Origin of the sequence: uncultured Campylobacter sp., assembly GCF_938030145.1 — a bacterium.
Taxonomy (GTDB): domain Bacteria; phylum Campylobacterota; class Campylobacteria; order Campylobacterales; family Campylobacteraceae; genus Campylobacter_B.
In genome coordinates this window covers 135932-152756 of record NZ_CALHGM010000008.1, presented here as the reverse complement: position 1 = coordinate 152756, position 16825 = coordinate 135932, and the positions used below count along the sequence as shown (strand labels likewise).

Annotated in this window: 15 protein-coding genes and 2 pseudogenes; 16 read left to right on the top strand and 1 reads right to left on the bottom strand. The window is 50.3% G+C overall.

Annotation, left to right across the window (positions count from 1 at the left end):
- From Q0323_RS01975 to Q0323_RS01935, 9 genes and pseudogenes are all read left to right on the top strand, one after another.
- The gene (locus Q0323_RS01975) at window positions 1-2709 is read left to right on the top strand and encodes an NADH-quinone oxidoreductase subunit G (RefSeq protein ID WP_298050951.1); all 2709 of its coding nucleotides are present in this window, start codon (window positions 1-3) and stop codon (window positions 2707-2709) included.
- The gene (gene nuoH, locus Q0323_RS01970; RefSeq protein ID WP_298050948.1) at window positions 2706-3701 is read left to right on the top strand and encodes an NADH-quinone oxidoreductase subunit NuoH; all 996 of its coding nucleotides are present in this window, start codon (window positions 2706-2708) and stop codon (window positions 3699-3701) included. Before Q0323_RS01975 ends, nuoH begins: the two co-directional genes overlap by 4 nt.
- A 10-nt stretch (window positions 3702-3711) precedes the next feature.
- A pseudogene (gene nuoI, locus Q0323_RS01965) lies at window positions 3712-4296 on the top strand (NADH-quinone oxidoreductase subunit NuoI); the annotation flags it as partial.
- Window positions 4297-4892: 596 nt separating this feature from the next.
- The gene (locus tag Q0323_RS01960; protein WP_298050945.1) at window positions 4893-5420 is read left to right on the top strand and encodes an NADH-quinone oxidoreductase subunit J; all 528 of its coding nucleotides are present in this window, start codon (window positions 4893-4895) and stop codon (window positions 5418-5420) included.
- 1 nt (window position 5421) lies between these two features.
- Window positions 5422-5745, top strand: coding sequence for an NADH-quinone oxidoreductase subunit NuoK (gene nuoK / locus Q0323_RS01955; RefSeq protein ID WP_005869753.1), 324 nt, complete (start codon window positions 5422-5424; stop codon window positions 5743-5745).
- Entirely contained in the window at window positions 5738-7585 is a 1848-nt protein-coding gene (gene nuoL / locus Q0323_RS01950) for an NADH-quinone oxidoreductase subunit L (protein ID WP_298050943.1), read from the top strand. The genes nuoK and nuoL overlap by 8 nt, the downstream gene beginning before the upstream one ends.
- A 7-nt stretch (window positions 7586-7592) precedes the next feature.
- Window positions 7593-9122, top strand: a complete 1530-nt coding sequence (locus Q0323_RS01945; protein ID WP_298050941.1) for an NADH-quinone oxidoreductase subunit M — start codon at window positions 7593-7595, stop codon at window positions 9120-9122.
- Window positions 9112-10896 carry an NADH-quinone oxidoreductase subunit N gene (locus tag Q0323_RS01940; RefSeq protein ID WP_298050939.1) on the top strand — a complete coding sequence of 595 codons (1785 nt, stop codon included), beginning with the start codon at window positions 9112-9114 and terminating at the stop codon, window positions 10894-10896. The genes Q0323_RS01945 and Q0323_RS01940 overlap by 11 nt, the downstream gene beginning before the upstream one ends.
- Before the next feature lie 54 nt (window positions 10897-10950).
- Window positions 10951-11553, top strand: a complete 603-nt coding sequence (locus Q0323_RS01935) for a hypothetical protein (protein ID WP_298050936.1) — start codon at window positions 10951-10953, stop codon at window positions 11551-11553.
- 147 nt (window positions 11554-11700) lie between these two features.
- Here the strand turns inward: Q0323_RS01935 and miaA are convergent, their stop codons facing one another.
- Window positions 11701-12606 carry a tRNA (adenosine(37)-N6)-dimethylallyltransferase MiaA gene (miaA, locus tag Q0323_RS01930; RefSeq protein WP_298050934.1) on the bottom strand — a complete coding sequence of 302 codons (906 nt, stop codon included), beginning with the start codon at window positions 12604-12606 and terminating at the stop codon, window positions 11701-11703.
- Between the two features lie 96 nt (window positions 12607-12702).
- Here miaA and mqnP point away from each other — a divergent pair, with 96 nt between their 5' ends.
- The 7 genes and pseudogenes from mqnP (at window position 12703) to Q0323_RS01895 (ending at window position 16748) form a co-directional block, all read left to right on the top strand.
- Window positions 12703-13572: a menaquinone biosynthesis prenyltransferase MqnP gene (mqnP, locus tag Q0323_RS01925; RefSeq protein WP_298050932.1), complete on the top strand. Its 870-nt coding sequence runs from the start codon at window positions 12703-12705 to the stop codon at window positions 13570-13572.
- 9 nt (window positions 13573-13581) lie between these two features.
- Window positions 13582-13941 (top strand): hypothetical protein, encoded by a 360-nt coding sequence (locus tag Q0323_RS01920; protein ID WP_298050929.1) that lies wholly within the window; start codon window positions 13582-13584, stop codon window positions 13939-13941.
- Between the two features lie 80 nt (window positions 13942-14021).
- Window positions 14022-14987, top strand: coding sequence for a GTP 3',8-cyclase MoaA (moaA, locus tag Q0323_RS01915; RefSeq protein WP_298050926.1), 966 nt, complete (start codon window positions 14022-14024; stop codon window positions 14985-14987).
- Window positions 14984-15217: pseudogene (locus tag Q0323_RS01910) on the top strand (7-carboxy-7-deazaguanine synthase QueE); the annotation flags it as partial. The gene moaA and the pseudogene Q0323_RS01910, both read left to right, overlap by 4 nt.
- A 33-nt stretch (window positions 15218-15250) precedes the next feature.
- Window positions 15251-15949, top strand: coding sequence for a 4Fe-4S cluster-binding domain-containing protein (locus tag Q0323_RS01905; RefSeq protein ID WP_298051023.1), 699 nt, complete (start codon window positions 15251-15253; stop codon window positions 15947-15949).
- The gene (locus Q0323_RS01900; RefSeq protein ID WP_297893577.1) at window positions 15946-16527 is read left to right on the top strand and encodes a 6-carboxytetrahydropterin synthase; all 582 of its coding nucleotides are present in this window, start codon (window positions 15946-15948) and stop codon (window positions 16525-16527) included. The genes Q0323_RS01905 and Q0323_RS01900 overlap by 4 nt, the downstream gene beginning before the upstream one ends.
- Window positions 16527-16748: a hypothetical protein gene (locus Q0323_RS01895; protein ID WP_298050924.1), complete on the top strand. Its 222-nt coding sequence runs from the start codon at window positions 16527-16529 to the stop codon at window positions 16746-16748. The genes Q0323_RS01900 and Q0323_RS01895 overlap by 1 nt, the downstream gene beginning before the upstream one ends.
- Window positions 16749-16825 lie beyond the last annotated feature (77 nt).

Below are 16825 nucleotides of genomic sequence, written 5' to 3'. Positions count from 1 at the left end.
ATGGCAAAAATCACGATCGACGGTAAAGCTTGCGAGTGCGACGAGGGCGAGTACATCTTGCAGGTCGCGCGTCGCTGCGGCGTTTTTATCCCTGCGCTTTGTTATCTAAGCGGCGGTACGCCGACGCTTGCATGCAGGCTTTGTATGGTCGAAGCGGACAGCAAGCGCGTCTATAGCTGCAACGCCAAGGCTAAGGACGGCATGGTCGTTTACAGCCGCAGCCCCGAGATCGACGCCGAGCGCGAGGCGATCACGCAGGTTTATTGCATCAACCATCCGATGGCGTGCGGGGTTTGCGATCAAAGCGGCGAATGTGAACTTCAAAATTTAGCCCATTTGATGCGCACAAATGCCCAAAGCTACGCTATCCGCGATACGGCGCGCGAGGTGCAGGATTGGGGATATTTGAGCTATGATCCTAGCCTTTGCATCGTTTGCGAGCGCTGTATCACCGCCGCGAAAGACCGCCTGGGCGTAGATGCGTTTAAGCTCGTTCCGCGCGGCGGAGACGCGCCGAGTAAGGAGCAAAAGGACGCGATGCCCAAAGACGCCTACGCCGTGTGGAACAAACTTCAAAAAAGCCTAATCGCGCGGGTAAATGAAAATGATGATTGCGTAAACTACGGCGAGAGCGCGGCGGTCTGCCCGACGGGAGCTCTGGTAGAGAGCGCGTTTAAATATGTTTCAAACGCTTGGGAGCTGCGCCAAATTCCCGCTTCTAATCCGCACAGCAGCGACTGCGAACTGCTTTATTACGAGGTCAAGCGCCGCGGCATAGGCGAGCCGCGTGAAAGAATTTATCGCGTTAGTAGCGACATAAACTTTAGCGTCCTGCATGCAGGAGCGCGCTTCGGCTGGGATTTTTCAAACGAGCGGGCGAGCAAAAACGATGCGGTTTTTAACCGCATCGTGCGCGACATCGAGGACGGCGAGATTAAAAATATCAAATTTAATAGCTTCATCACCAACGAAGAAGCGCAGATTTTAGAGCTTTTGCGGCAAAAATTTAAGCTCGCTCTGATTAACGATGAAGCGCTTGCGTATCAAAAATTTCTGCGCGAATTTTCTAAACTTAGCGGCACGAAATTTTATAATGCGGATTCGCAGACGGTTAAAAACAGCGATTTTATCGTAGTTTGCGGCACGTTTTTACGCAGCGACGCTCCAAATATGGGCTATGCGGTAAATAGCGCCTGCAAGTTAAATAAGGCAAGCGGGATCTATTTTCATCCGTTTTGCGACGAGGGCATTAAGGGCTTTGGTAAAAATTTCATCCATCAGCCGCACGCCGCGGGCTTGGAGGCACAGATCCTGCTTTGGATCTTGCAAAAGTTCGGGCGCAATCTGCCTGAGTGGCTGGATGCGAAACTCGCGGCGGAATTTAAAATTTCGCGCGCCGCGGCGAAGCAAAATTTAGACGAGAAACCCGCAGATTCGCAAAATTCCAAGAATTCTACGGAGGCTAATGGCGCCGAGAATGTTGCGAGTGAGAGCGGTGCCAAAAATTCCGCAAGCGCGGACGGTGGCACTGAAAATCCCGCAAAAAATTCCGCGCAGAATTCCGAAAATGTTACGGAAAGTAAAATTTCAAATTTTGCCCGCACGCTCGGGCTGGACGAGCAGAAAGTGGATGATCTTTTGGCTAAAAAGGAGAGTTTTTCGCTCATCATCGGCGAGGATTTTATCCGCACGCCAAATAGCGCCACGCTCGCGCGCCTAGCGGGCTTGGTGCAGCGCTACACGCCATTTAAGGTGCTATTGGTGCCGCCGCGCACGAACAGTCTGGGCGTCGCGCTCATCTGCGAGCTTAGCGCGCAAGAAAATGCGGGCGAGACGCTAGGCTACAACGAAGCGGGCGATATAAGCTTCGGCGTGCTGGAAGCGGATCTGGACGCGCCTAGCTTGGTGCAGCAGGAGGGCACGTTTACGAACTACGACAAGCGCGTAGTGCCTACGAATGCGGCGCTTGATTACGGCGGATACGAGCTAAACGACATCGCCTGTGCGCTGGGAGTTTGCGCGGAGCATGCGATCAGTTATACGTCAAACTTGGGCGCGGATTTTGAGCAGGTTAAATTTGACGATTTAGAAAATTTTTACGACAACGGCGGCGCAAATCACCGCGGATATGAGCTGCGAAATGAGGAGTTTGTCGCTAGCGAGGAGGAGTTTGAAATTTCTCCTTCCGCGCCGCTTAGAGCAGGCGAGGGCGAAATTTTAATCTATGAGGCGAATCCGCTGCATCAATTCAATAAATTTAGCGGCGCAAGCAGCGCTCTGGGCGAAGCGGGCGCACTGTATCTAAACCCTAGCATCGCCGAAGCTCTGGGCGTAAGCGCGGGCGATGTCGTTAAAATTTACCAAGCAGACGATGCGGGCCATAGTGAAAAAACTAGCGGCGCGGGCAAAACGGGCGCTGCTGATAATGAAAGCGACAAGGACGGCGCTAGCCATGTAAAAAAAGCGGATCGTGCAAGGGGTGCTCGCAAAGCCGATGCCGCCGGTAATGAAAATGGAGAAAGCGGCGCAACTGGGCTCGTAAGCTTAAAGCGCGAAATCGTCGCTAGCGTAAAGATCGATAGGGGCTTTAGCGGCGCGTATCTGCCGTATTTTGATGAGAAATTAGGCGGCAAGATATTTTTCAAAACCTCACGCTACGCAAGCGTAAAAATCGAGAAAATTTCAAATTCTAAAGGAGAGGGCAGATGAGCGATAGTGCATTTTATTTCGTAGCCACCGTCTTAAAGGCGCTCGTGATTTTAGCCGTCATCGCGCTGCTCTCGGGGCTTGCGACCTATGCCGAGCGCAAGGTACTTGCCTTTATGCAGCGCAGGATCGGGCCCTCTATGGTCGGGCCTGCGGGACTTTTGCAGGTGGGCGCGGATATGATAAAGCTTTTTACAAAAGAGGATGCGATCCCTGCGCGGGCAAATAAGTTTCTTTTTAAGATCGCGCCGATCATATCGGCTACGGGAGCTTTCGTGGCGCTTTCGGTAGTGCCGCTGCTGCCTGAGTTTACTATCGGCGGGCGGACGATACAGCCGATTTTAAGCGATATAAATGTGGGAATTTTGTTCCTATTCGGAGCTAGTGGCACCTGCGTTTACGGACTGCTGATCGGAGGGCTTGCGAGCTACAATAAATGGGGCACGATAGGCGCGTTTCGCGCGTTTTTGCAGATAACCTGCTTTGAGGTGATAAACGGGCTTAGCCTGATCCCTATCGTGATGATCACGGGCTCGCTCTCGCTTATAGACATCGTAAGCGCGCAAAGCGGTGGTATTGATAAGTGGTTTATCTGGAAAGAGCCCGTCTGCTTCGCGCTATTTCTGATCGCCGCCTTCGTAGAGTGCAACCGCACGCCGCTGTGCCTTACCGAAAACGAAACCGAGATCGTAGCGGGTGCGGGGACGGCGTATTCTGGCATGCGCTGGGGTATGTTTTTTATCGGCGAATACGCCAATATCATAACCTACTCCGTCGTTACGACGCTACTGTTTTTGGGCGGATTTAACGCGTTTTGGTTTATCCCCGGCGGCATTATGATGGTATTAAAATCAAGCCTCGTGTTTTTCTGCTTTCTATGGGCGCGCGCGGCGTGGCCGCATCTGCGCCCCGATCAGCTGATGGGGCTTTGTTGGAAAGTCTGCATGCCGTTAGCTCTTGCTTGCGTGCTAATTACCGCGCTAGTGATCGTTTAAGGAGGGTGTGATGGCAAGATACGTCCAGATCGATAAACGAGCCCCTATTAAATCCGGCGGCGATAAGTTTCGTAGATTCCTCTCCCGCACCTTTAACGGCGAGCTTTTCGTGGGGCTGTGGGTGGTGCTAAAAAATATGTTTAAGCGCGGCGGCTCGCACACGCTTCGATATCCTATGGAAAAATTTGTCATGCCGCCTAGATACCGCGGGGTGCATAAGCTCATGCGCTTGCTTGAAAGCGGCAGCGAACGCTGCATCGGATGCGGTTTGTGCGAGAAGATCTGCGTGGCGAACTGCATCGCGATGGAGACAAGCCTCGGTAGCGACGGTCGCAAAAAGGTAGATAACTACTCGATAAATTTAGGGCGCTGCGTCTATTGCGGGCTCTGCACGGACGTCTGCCCCGAGATCGCTATCGTGCACGGCTGTGAATACGAGCTTGCGAGCGAACAGCGCGCGTATTACGGCTTTAAAGAGGATCTTTTAATTCGCGGCGAAAATTTATGCTTAAACGGCGCGGCGCAGGAGTTTGCAGGCTACGGCAGCCTAGATGAAAACGCAGGCGCGCGGATCAAGGTGACGCCGAACGCTTATATAAAAAGCGACGCCGCAAGCGACGAGCCAAGCTTAAAGAGCGCGGATTTAAATTTAAAAAGCGCCGCGGAAAGCTCTAAAAAAGAGGGTGCCTCTAGCGATAAAATTCTATTTTCAAAGGACGCAGGCTTAAGCGGCGAAATTTTAGCCGAGCGACAAGACGCCAAGCGGGCAAGCTTAAAGGAAAGCTCCGCCACGGACGCTAAAAATTCTAAAGAAAATTCTGTTACGGACGCTCGAAATTCTACGCTTGATTCGCAGCAAAATTCCAAAGAAAATTCTGCTTCGCAAAGCGCCGAAGATTCCGCTATGGATAGTAAAAATTTGGCGGAAAATTCTAAAGAGAGCTCCGCCGTTCAAAGTAAAAATTTTAAAGAGAATTCGGTTGTGCCGCACGTCGAGAATTCCACGGGCGGTCTTGCTACGAACGACGATTCCGGGGAAAATTCTAAAGAAAATTCCGCTATGCAAGACGCGGGGAGTTCCGCCGCGCGAGGTAAAAAATCTAAGGCAAATTCCAAAAAGAATTCCGCCGCGGACGCTGAGAATTCTACGCAAAGCTCCGCGCCGGATTCCGCCGTGCAGGGGGAAGAACAATGATACAAACGCTTGCATTTTATTTTTTCAGCGCGATTTGCCTGGCGCTTTTCGGTATCAGCGTTTTTAGCAAAAACGTCCTTTACGCCCTTAGCGCGCTGGCCGGCGGCATGGTCTTTATGAGCGGATTTTTCTTTTTGCTGGATGCGGAGTTTTTGGGCGTAGTGCAGATCATAGTCTACACTGGCGCCGTGATCGTGCTTTACGGCTTTGCGCTGATGTTTTTGGGCGCGGATAAAAACGTAAGCGAGCCGAAAAAGGGGGCAAGGCTATTTTTTGCGCTTAGCGGCGTGATTGCATTTTTGCTCGTGATTATCGTGCTCGGCGCGGTGGTCGCAAACAACGTAGAAACGCTTAAAATTTTAAACACCGACGATACCGAGGCGCTTGGGATGATTATCTTTACGAAATATCTGGCGATTTTCGAGCTTGCCGCCGTGATGCTGCTCGTGGCGATGATCTGCGCTATCGTGCTTGCGCATAAGCAGATGGACGCGAGCCTGACATACGAAGAGAGCGAGGGGTAAAATGGGTCTAAATCACTATCTGATCGTCGCTGCGATGATGTTTGGGCTCGGGCTTGCGGGTATGATGAAGCGAAGAAATTTGATCATGCTCTTTTTTTCGAGCGAAATTTTATTAAACGCCGCAAATTTAGCCCTCGTCGCCGTGGCGAAATTTTACGACAACATAAACGGCGAAATTTTTGCGCTTTTCATCGTCGCGATCGCCGCGAGCGAGATGGCCGTGGGGCTTGGGCTGCTCATCTTGTGGTATAAGAAAACGGGCAGCATCGAACTTGACAGCTTCGTAAATTTTAAAAATCCTTCTAAGGACGGGCCGGATGCTTGATACCGTTTTTGTATGGCTTTTAATCGCCCTTTTTGCACCGCTTGCCTCGGCGATCTTCGCAGGCGTTTTCATTCGCGCCAAAGATAAGATGTTTATTGGCGTAGTCTGCTCAGCGCTGGTGATTTTAAGTACTATCGCATCGCTTGCTTTGATGGAGCTCGTCTCTGACAACCGCCTAATCAGCGTAAGCTTAGCCGATTTCATAAGCACCGGATTTTTGGACGCAAAATTTAGCTTTCTCATAGATAGTGTAAGTGCGGTGATGATGGTAGTCGTAGGCATCGTTTCCAGCGTCGTGCACGTGTATTCGATCTACTATATGTGGGATGATGAAAACTTCGCTAAATTTTTCAGCTTCCTGGGGCTTTTCGTTTTTTCGATGCTGGTTTTGGTAACGAGCGATAATTTTTTAGGACTTTTCATCGGCTGGGAGGGGGTCGGACTCTGCTCGTGGCTGCTAATAGGCTTTTGGTATGATAGGAGCAATTACAGCTGGTGCGCCAATGAAGCTTTCATAATGAACCGCATCGCAGATCTTGGGATGTTGCTTGGAATTTTTCTAATATATTTAAATTTCGGCTCGTTGCGCTACGAGGTAGTATTTGCGAACGCGGCGGGCTTGGAGCCTGAAATTTTAACTCTGATCGCCACGCTTTTATTTATCGGTGCGATGGGCAAAAGCGCGCAGTTTCCATTCCATACCTGGCTTGCCGACGCGATGGCGGGTCCGACGCCCGTGTCTGCGCTCATTCACGCAGCGACGATGGTTACGGCGGGCGTTTATCTTGTGATCCGCGCAAACGCTATTTTCGCGCTCGCGCCAGAAGTAAGCGGCTTTATCGTTTGCCTAGGCGCTTTCGTGGCGGTTTTTGCGGCGTCGATGGCGCTGATTCATAACGATCTTAAAAAAATCATCGCCTATTCTACGCTCTCGCAGCTTGGCTATATGTTTGTAGCTGCGGGGCTCGGGGCGTATTGGATCGCGCTATTTCATCTAGCGACGCATGCGTTTTTCAAAGCGCTTCTATTTTTGGGCGCAGGCAATGTAATGCACGCGATGAAGGACGATCTAAACATCCAAAATATGGGCGGATTATATAAGTTTATGCGACCTACGGCAATTTTAATGTGTATAGGCTCGCTTGCGCTTTGCGGATTTTATCCGTTCGCGGGCTTTTTCTCAAAAGATAAAATTTTAGAAGCGGCGTGGAGCGCGGACGCGTATTTTATCTGGGCGCTGCTGTTTGCGGGCGCTGCGATGACGACATTTTACAGCGTGCGTCTAATAATGCTCGTGTTTTTCGGCAAGCAAAAATTTACCCACCATCCGCACGAGGCGAAAGGCTTCGCTCTCATCGCGATGGGCGTGTTAGCCGTGCCTGCGGTGATAGCGGGCTTTTTCGAGCACGATTTCGCGGAATTCGTGCTTAGCATACTTCCGGGCTTTAAAGCTTCGATCCCGCACGGCGTAGAGGTAATTTTGATCGCTCTAACGCTAGCGATGATAAGCGCGGTAGCGATCGGAACGATTTGGACATACGGCAAGGGTAAATTTAGCCAAAATTTAAAGAACTGCAAATTTTATAAAATTTTGATCGCGCAGTATTTTATCCCGCGAATTTACGAGCGCGTGATCGTGCGCGGATACGCTAAGCTTAGCGAAATCTGCGCTAAATGCGACGGCGCGATCATAGACGCCAGCGTCGATCTGATCGCTCGCATCGCGGTAAAAAGCGGCGAAGGAGCGGATCGCGTAAGCAATAGCGGAGATTTGAGCGCAAATTTAAGGTGGATGGTTTTGGGATCTTTCATTTTGCTGATTTTGGCGTTTGCGCTGTGAGGTGGGCATGGAATACTTTTTAAGTTTGGTTATATTTTTTCCGGCGGTAGCTGCGGTTTTGGGCTTTTTGATCGACGAAGCGAGCATTAAGACCTACGCCGTTACGATGAGCTTTATAGAGTTCGTGCTCTCGCTTGTTTTGTGGATACTCTACGAGCCGGTGGACGGCATCGCGTTTAGCGTGCTGCACCCTTTCATAAGCGAATACGGCATCAACTACTTCATCGGCGTGGACGGAATTTCGCTGTTTTTAGTGATCCTAAGCACGCTGGTTACATTTTTGGCGCTGCTTAGTCTAAGCATTAAAGAGCGCGCCAAAAATTTAATCATCTGCATTCTGTTTTTAGAGATGACGATGGTGGGCGTTTTCGTGGCGCTGGATGCGATTTTGTTTTACATATTTTGGGAGCTTTCGCTCATTCCGATGCTCTACATCATCGGCGCGTGGGGCAGCGGCAAAAGAATTTACGCTGCCGTGAAATTTTTCATCTACACCTTTCTAGGTTCGATGTTTCTGCTCGTAGGACTCGTAGCGATGAGCTATTTCTATCACGAGGCTACGGGCGAGTATAGCTTTAATATCCTAAACTGGCAGAGCTTGTCGCTACCGCTTAGCACGCAAATTCCTCTGTTTTTGGCATTTTCGGTAGCTTTTGCGATCAAGACGCCTTGCTTTCCTTTTCATACCTGGCTGCCGTACGCGCACGGGCAGGCTCCTACGATAGGCTCGGTTCTGCTTGCCGCGGTGCTTCTTAAGATGGGCACATACGGCTTCGTGCGATTTTCGCTGCCGCTGTTTCCGGATGCGAGCGTCTATTTTAGCGGGATAATGTGCGTCGTAGCGATCGTTATGATCATCTACGCGAGTTTCATCGCCTTTGCGCAAAAGGACATCAAACAGGTAATCGCGTATAGCTCGATCGCGCATATGGGCGTCATAATGCTTGGAATTTTTTCAATGAGCCGCGAAGGAATGAGCGGCGCGGTATTTTTGATGATAAGCCACGGTATCGTAAGCGGAGGGCTCTTTATGCTCGTAGGCTTTTTGTACGACCGCAAGCACACGAAGCTTTTTGGCGAGTTCGGCGGGCTTGCGCGGGTGATGCCGCTTTATGCGTTTTGTTTTTGCGTCGTGCTACTAGGCTCGATAGGCCTTCCGCTTACGATCGGCTTCGTGGGAGAATTCCTAAGCCTTGCGGGGATTTTTAAAATAAGCTTTAGCTACGCGCTTTTGGGCGGACTCGGCATCATAATGGGCGCGATCTATTCGATGAATCTTTATAAAAAGACCTTCTTCGGCGCTCTCGTGCATGATGAGAATAAAAAGCTAAGAGATCTAAACAGAACCGAGCTTTGCTCTATCATCCCGATCTGCGTGTTGGTGGTAGTGCTGGGCGTCGCGCCGAATCTGATGTTAAAGAGCATCGAGCCTAGTGTGACGCAAATCCTTGAGCTGATGTTTAACAAAGCCTCTCAGACCGCGACTCGCGCCTATATGGAAAAAGCAAATTTTAAGGTAAGAAGCGATGCAAAATAATCTTTTAAATTTAGCCTCGATCGCGCCTATGGCGATACTCGGAGGATTTGCCCTGCTGATGCTCGCGGTTTCGCTTTTTGCGCGCACGTTATCGTATAAATTTTACGCCGTCATCACGATACTGGCGCTGGCGCTGGGCTTTGGGCTCGTTTTTGGATACAACAGCGGCATACGCGGGCTTTTCGACGTGATGCTGGTGGACGGAATCGCGACGCTATCGATGCTTATCATGCTCGCAGGCTCGATATTTTTCATATTTCTATCTTTGGGCGCAAGAAGCGCGCACGAGTACCACACGGCGGAGTTTTTCGTGCTGTTTTTATTCGTGCTCGTGGGGTATGAGTTTATGGTCGCGAGCGAAAGCTTAATGATGATCCTCGTTGGGCTTGAGACAGGCTCGCTGGCGCTTTATACGCTAATCGCGCTTCACAACCGCGCCAGATCGGTCGAAGCGGCGCTAAAATACTTCATAATGGGCGCGCTGGCATCGGGCTTTTTCGCATTCGGCGCGGCGATGTTTTTTCTATCGACCGGCTCTATGGAAATTTCAAATATCGCGCAGATCGCCAAGAGTTCAAATTTACAAACCAGCGTCCTACTTTTCGCCGCCTGCTCGTTTATGATCGTCTCGATAGGATTTAAGCTCTCGCTGATCCCGTTTCACACCTGGACGCCCGACGTTTACGAGGGCGCGAGCTCCGCTATGGCGGGCTTTTTGTCCGTCGTGCCCAAGATCGCGGGCTTTGTCGTGGCGATCAGGCTATTTGAAGCGCTGCAAAGCATCGGCGTGCAGTGGCTAAACATCGTGCTCTACGCCGTAGCGGTGCTTACGATGAGCTTAGCGAACCTCATGGCGCTCGTACAGCGCGACGTCAAGCGGATGCTGGCTTTCAGCTCCATTTCGCACGCAGGCTTCGTGCTCTGCGCGATCGTGATCGGCTCGACGCAGGCAAACGCCGCACTTCTCACCTACTGGATCCTATATGCCTCGGCAAATCTCGGCGCGTTTGCCTTCATCTGGTGCGTGCGGCAAAGGCGTGCGCGCTCGTTAAATTTAAAATTTAAAACCCAAAGTCCGGCTTTAAATTTAAACGTAAACGGCGAGGGGAGCGAGAGCTCTATCTCAAACCCAAAGCCCGCTTTTTCGCAAAATCGCGAGCCGAGCTTTGCCGGCAAGTTAAATTTAGGCTCAAGCGGGCAAGATTCAGTCTGCGCCGAGCAAAATTTTAAAACGACCGAGCAAAATTCTAAAGCAGGCGGGTCAAATTTGAAAGCGACTGAGCCCGGCGTGGAAGCGAGCCTTTTCGGCACTAAAACTTGCGAGCCCGGCGCCAAAATTTGCGAGCAAAGCTCCAAGTTCGCGGCTCGCTTCGAGCATCCGTTTGAGAAATTTGACGGTCTGATCCGCACCCATCCGCTCTTTGCGCTATGCGCGGCGATCTTTATGCTCTCGCTTGCGGGCATTCCGCCGTTTAGCGTGTTTTGGGGCAAGATGTATCTGCTAAGCGCAGCGGTCAATTCGGGCTACTTCGCCCTCGCCGTCATCATGGCGGTAAATAGCGCGCTCGCACTGTATTACTATCTGCGCCTCATCGTGCGTATGTTTTTGCACGAGCCGCGAAAGGACGCGGAGCTTGACGGCTCGCTGAGCGCGGTCTCGGTGCAGATAAAATTCGCCGTCGTGATAGCTAGCGTGGCGTGCGTGCTGGCGCCGTTTTTGGTAAAATTCCTAACCGGCGCGGTAAATAATTTCGTCTTTTTAAGCGGGTATTGAGCTAAAATTTTAAGCGCGAATTGAACCCATCGCGCTTTGCTGGCAAGGAGAGATATGTTTTTGGGCGAGCTAAGTGCTGACGCCTACGGTTTTGCGCTGCTTGATGTGCGCGATTTGAGTGAGTTTTTAAAGGAGCGAAAATGCAGAGCAAAAAAGCTTCTAAGCTGCTGGGACGCGCACAAGCAGCTGTTTTATGACGCCGTAAAGGGTGCTAAAGCTTTACCCTTCTACCCGCTTACGGTGCGCAGCTATGAGATCTTCGTTTGCACAGACGGGGATTTTGCGCCGCCTGCGGGCTACGAAGTAGCTTTCAAGCGCGATAGGCTGTATTTCGCCCCGCAAAGCGACTCCGTGATCCTGGCGAGCTTCGATACTTTGCAGTATCGCGCTGGTACGCTAAAAAGCGGCGAACTCGAGCTAGGCTATGAGTGTCAAAGCGGCGCTGCGGGCAAGATGCGAAAATTTAATTCCACGCTCAAGCTTGGCTTGCAAAGCGGCACTTACGAGCTTTGCATCGTTGGGCTAAAAAACAGCTCGCAGCACTTCGAGAAATACGGCTACGCCTTTATTTTCAAGCGCAACGCAAGCGCGGAAAATCAAAATTTTAGTAGGCTTGATAACTATAAATTTAGCTTTAATATTTGCGAAGGTGATTAAATTTAACCTGAGCTTCGCGCCGCACAAGATCTCGGCGCGACCCGCAAAATTTTAAAGACGCGATTCAGCGCGGTAAATTAAATCTAAATTTTACTCCCTTACTACGTTGTTTTTTAGCAAACGCGCAAATTTTGATAAATTTCGATTTTAAATCTCGCGGCGAAGAAATTTTAAAATTTCAGAATATAAGCTTTTGAGCGGCGCTGAAATTTTATCCGCAAACTGCGAGCGGTTGAAGGTGCGCTGGCGCTTTGCAAGCTGTACCGTGTGCAGACTTACGAGCTGCTCGCACTGCGCCCGCGAGATCTGCCCGCGCAAAAGCTGCCCGCACTCCTTTAGCCCGATGCAGCCTAACGCCCTGCACTCCGCGCCGTAGCGAGCGAATAAAAACTCCGCCTCCTCTAAAAGCCCACGCTCAAACATCGCCTTCGTGCGCGCTTCGATGCGCTGCGCAAGCCACTGCTTGGGCGCGTCGATCTCAAAAATTTTAATATCCGAAATGACGGGCAGAGCGGTATTTTCGCGCAGAAATTTACTCGGCGCCTCGCCGCAAAATTTATAGATGCTTAGCCATTTTTTTAACCGAAAACTGTCCGCCGCGCTAAATTTCGCGGCAAATTCCGGATCGATCCGCTGCGCTAGGGCGTAAATTTCATCGTTTGAAATTTCGCTTTTAAAATCGGGAACCTTCGGCGCCAGCCCGCTTAGCATAGCTTTGAGATAAAACCCGCTGCCGCCCGTGATTATCAAAGGCGCGCCGCTACGCCCTGCAAAAGCCCGCGCGTAGGCGTATTCTTTGATAAACTCGCCGACGCTGAAGTATTCGTTTGGATAGATTAAATTTACGCCGAAGTGCCTGATCTCGCGTAGCTCCTCTTCGCTTGGCTTGGCGCTTGCGATGTTGATCTGCCGGTAAATACAGAGCGAATCAAGGCTCAAAATCACGGCGCCGGTCTCGCGCGCGATACTTAGCGCAAGATTGCTTTTGCCGCTTGCTGTGGTGCCGATGATCGCGATCTGCGGGCTTGCGTGCGAGTTTTGATTTTGGCTCAAGGCGTTTCCTTCCGTAAATTTTTCGTTCAAATTATATCAAATTTAGAGCTATTCTTACTTTTTTTTGATACAATGGTGCCCAAAATAAGGGGCAAAATGGCTAAATTTAAAGAAATTTTATCCGACATCAACGAATTAATAGTTTTTAAACACTCGGTTTTTGCGCTGCCGTTTATCTTTACGGCGATGATTACTGCGAGCAAGCTGCAAAACGGCTCGGTATGGTTCGGCTGGAAGTTGCTTTTTTTGGGAATTTTATGCGCGGTAAGCGCGAGAAGCTTCGCAATGGCGCTAAATCGTTACTTGGACGAGGATATCGACCGCGCCAATCCGCGCTGCGCTTCGCGTCCTAGCGTGGACGGACGGATCGGGCGCGGGAATTTACTGCTTTTCATAATCGCGAACGCGGTGGTTTTCATAACGGTTTCGGCGTTTATAAATCCTTTGGCGCTTAAGCTTTCGGTGCCGATTTTAGCGGCATTGGGTGGGTATTCATATTTTAAGCGCTTTAGCGAAACCGCGCATTTAATGCTGGGCTTTTGCTTGGGGCTTGCGCCGATTGCGGGGGCGATCGCCGTTAGCGGCGGAATTCCGCTGTGGTCGGTGCTGCTATGCCTCGGGGTAGTGTTTTGGGTGGGCGGCTTTGACGTGCTGTATTCGCTTCAAGATATGGAATTTGACCGTAGCAACGGGCTTTACAGTATCCCTGCGCTTTATGGCAAGGAAGCTTCGATGTTTATCTCTAAAATTTTTCACGCCGTAGCAGTGCTTTTTTGGCTACTGTTTTGCGCAGCGGCAAATTTAGGCTTTTTTGCCTATTTAGGCGTGGCTGCGTGCGCGACGATCCTGTACTTCGAGCATAGGATCGTACGTAGTGATTTTAGCAAGATTGATCGTGCGTTTTTTACGCTGAATGGCTACTTGGGCATTGCGTTTTTCGCTTTTATTTTTGTAAATTTATTTTAAGGAACCCCTATGGATCTTAACACTCTCATCATTTTAGGACTCTGCGTCGTTATATTTTTGATGTTTTTCGTCATATATTTTAAGGATAAGCAAGCGGATAAAAAATTCGAACGCTTCGATCAGGTGCTGACTGACGCTATGCAGGAAAACTATCTGCTTAAAAAGAAGGTCGAGGAGCTAAAAGAGATGATCGATTCGGGCGGTAAAGTCGCTCCAAATATCGATATAAACGCGATTGCAGACGTGATCGACGAGACGATAGAGCAGAGACTAGATGTAGTGCCTACGATGATCGACGAGCGGGTAGAAAAGCAGATCAGACCGCTACTAGATCAGCTTAAAGAGCTCATCGGCTCGGTAAGAAAATAGCCAGAGCAATATAAAAATAAAATTTTGCAAAATCGCTTTGTTTTTTATATAATCGCCGCAAATTGATATTAAGGCAAAATATGCTAATTGATAAATTTGGACGAACGATCGATTATTTGCGCATTTCGGTTACGCAGCGGTGTAATTTCAGATGCAGATATTGCATGCCTGCTACGCCGTTTAATTGGGTGCCGCGAGAGAATATTTTAAGCTTTGAGGAGATGTTTTTATTCGTCAAAGTTGCGATTGACGGCGGCGTAAAAAAGATCCGTATCACCGGCGGCGAACCGCTGGTGCGAAAGGGGATCGAGGATTTTATAAAGATGATCGCGGATTACGCTCCGGGTATCGATCTTGCGCTTACTACCAACGGATATTATCTCAAAAACTACGCGCGCGCCCTGAAAGACGCCGGGCTAAAGCGAATTAATATGTCGCTTGACTCGCTGCGACCGGAGCGAGCTAAATTTATAGCTCAGCGCGGCGTGCTTTATAACGTCCTGGAGGGCCTTGACGCCGCACTTGAAGCGGGACTAAAAGTCAAGCTAAACACCGTCGCTCTAAAAGGGATCAACGACGACGAGCTTATTTATTTGCTGGAATTTGCCCGCGAGAAGGATTGTCAGATCCGCTTTATAGAATTTATGGAAAACACCCATGCCGGCGATCTTGCGGGATTAAAATCAAATGAAATTTTAGATATTTTAAGGCGTAAATTTATCTTTACCGCTCTGCCGAAATCGCAAAGCTCGCCCGCGTCGCTTTACGCGCTCGGGGACGGCTACACCTTCGGTATCATCGATCCGCACAAGCACGATTTTTGCGAGAGTTGCAACCGCATCAGACTAAGCGCCGAGGGGCTTTTGATCCCGTGTCTTTACTTCGAGGATGCGCTAAGTATCAAAAAGGCGGTCAAAGAGGGCGACATCGCCGCAGCCGCCGAAATTTTGGCTAAAATTTTAGCGAATAAGCCCGAAAAAAATCGCTGGCAAACGGACGCTTCGAATGAAATTTCAAGCCGCGCATTTTACGAGACGGGCGGATGAGGCTCGTAGAGAGCTTTTTAAGTATCCAGGGCGAGGGCAAGTATGCGGGCAGGCTCGCATATTTCTTTCGCTTTGCGGGCTGCAATCTGCGCTGCGAGGGCTTCGGCGGCGAGCGCATTTCGCCAAAGACCGGCGAGATCTTGCGCGGTTGCGATACGATCCGCGCGGTGTTTGCAAACCACTTCGAACACGAAGAAATTTTAAATTTAGCGCAGCTTTTGAATAAAATTCCAAATTTATCAGATCCGTCCTGTTCCGCACCCGTGTGCTCTGCGCTAGGTTTTTGCGACGCCGAGCCTTTTTCTGAAAGCGATACGTTAAATTCCGCCGCCGCGCAAACACTTCTCCGCCCAGGCAAGAGCGCAGAAAATTCTTTAAATTTAACAAGTGAAAATTCTTTAAATTCCGCGGCGAAAAATTCCTCAAATTTAAAGTCGCAAAGCTCCGCCTCGCCGCAGAGCGCTAAGCTTTATCAAAAGCCCATCATCGTTATCACTGGCGGCGAGCCGCTACTGCACTATAAAGAGGTGCTATTTTACGAGTTCGTCTGCGAGCTGCTCGCGTGCAGACACGCGGTGCACTTCGAAACCAACGGCACGATTTTCGTGGATTTTGAAAAATTTCCCGCCTACAAAAGCTGCGTCTTTGCGGTCTCGCCTAAGCTTTCAAACTCCGCCGAGCCGCGCGAACGCAGGTTAAACTTCGCCGCGCTGCGAAGCTTAAAGCAAAACGCAAAAGATAGCTTTTACAAGTTCGTTGTCTCGCCCGAGTTTGACGCGCAGCCCGAGATCAGAGAAATTTTAGCGGCGTGCGAGAGCGAGGTTTATTGCATGCCGCGCGGCACAGATCGTCGCGAGCTGGAAAACGGCGCGCAATTTTGCGTGGATTTTTGCCTAAAAAACGGATATAATTACTCTGATCGCCTGCATATTAGAATTTGGGGCGAGAAGGACGGGGTATGATAATCAGGAAATTATACGAATTCGAAAACGCTCACATCGTGCGCCTGTGCGGCTCGAAGCGGTGCCGCACGAGCATTCACGGCCACTCCTACAGATGCGAAATTTTGCTTAGCTCAAATTTTTTGGATGAAGCGGGGATGGTTTACGACTTTGGCTATATGAAGCTCGGTATCCGCGAGCTTATCGATAGTTTCGATCACGCCACGACGATCTACGCGCGCGATGATGCCAGCTACATCGCGGATCTGAAAAAACACAGCGCGCGCTGGGTGCAGATACCGCTAAATCCGAGCGCGGAACAGTTTTGTAGAATTTTTTTCGTTCTAATCGACCGACTTTTGAGCCTAACTCAGATGCAAAACGGCGAGCGCGAAGTAAAGCTTCACAGCGTCATCGTGCACGAAACGGCCACCGGCTACGCACAGTGCTTCCGTGAGGATGCCTATAACGCGCAGATGGGCGAGATCGCGCTGGATGAGATAGAATTCTCGCCCGCCGTGCGCGAGGAGTGGAGGCAGCCGGAGCTTTGGCAAAAGCTACTGCGCGGCGAAAAAATCATCTATCCAAAGGACTGCTGATGAGAAATTTCTTTAAATTTGGCGCGGGGTTCGTGCGCGTTTTTGCCGCGTGCGCGATCTTTGCCTGCGCGCTTGCCTTGGGCGGTTGCAACGATGAGAAAAAGGACACCTTGCAAAAGCCGCCGGTAGATAGCGAGGTGCCGAAGGACGTGCCTATCGCGCCTAGCGAGCCTAAAGTCGATATAAATGCCGATATGCCGCCTCTTCCGGTGACCGAATAGGACGGAGCGTTGAAAAATCGGCGGCTAAATTTGAAAATTTTTAAAATTTGCGTAGTTTGTATGCGGCGTGCGAGCGC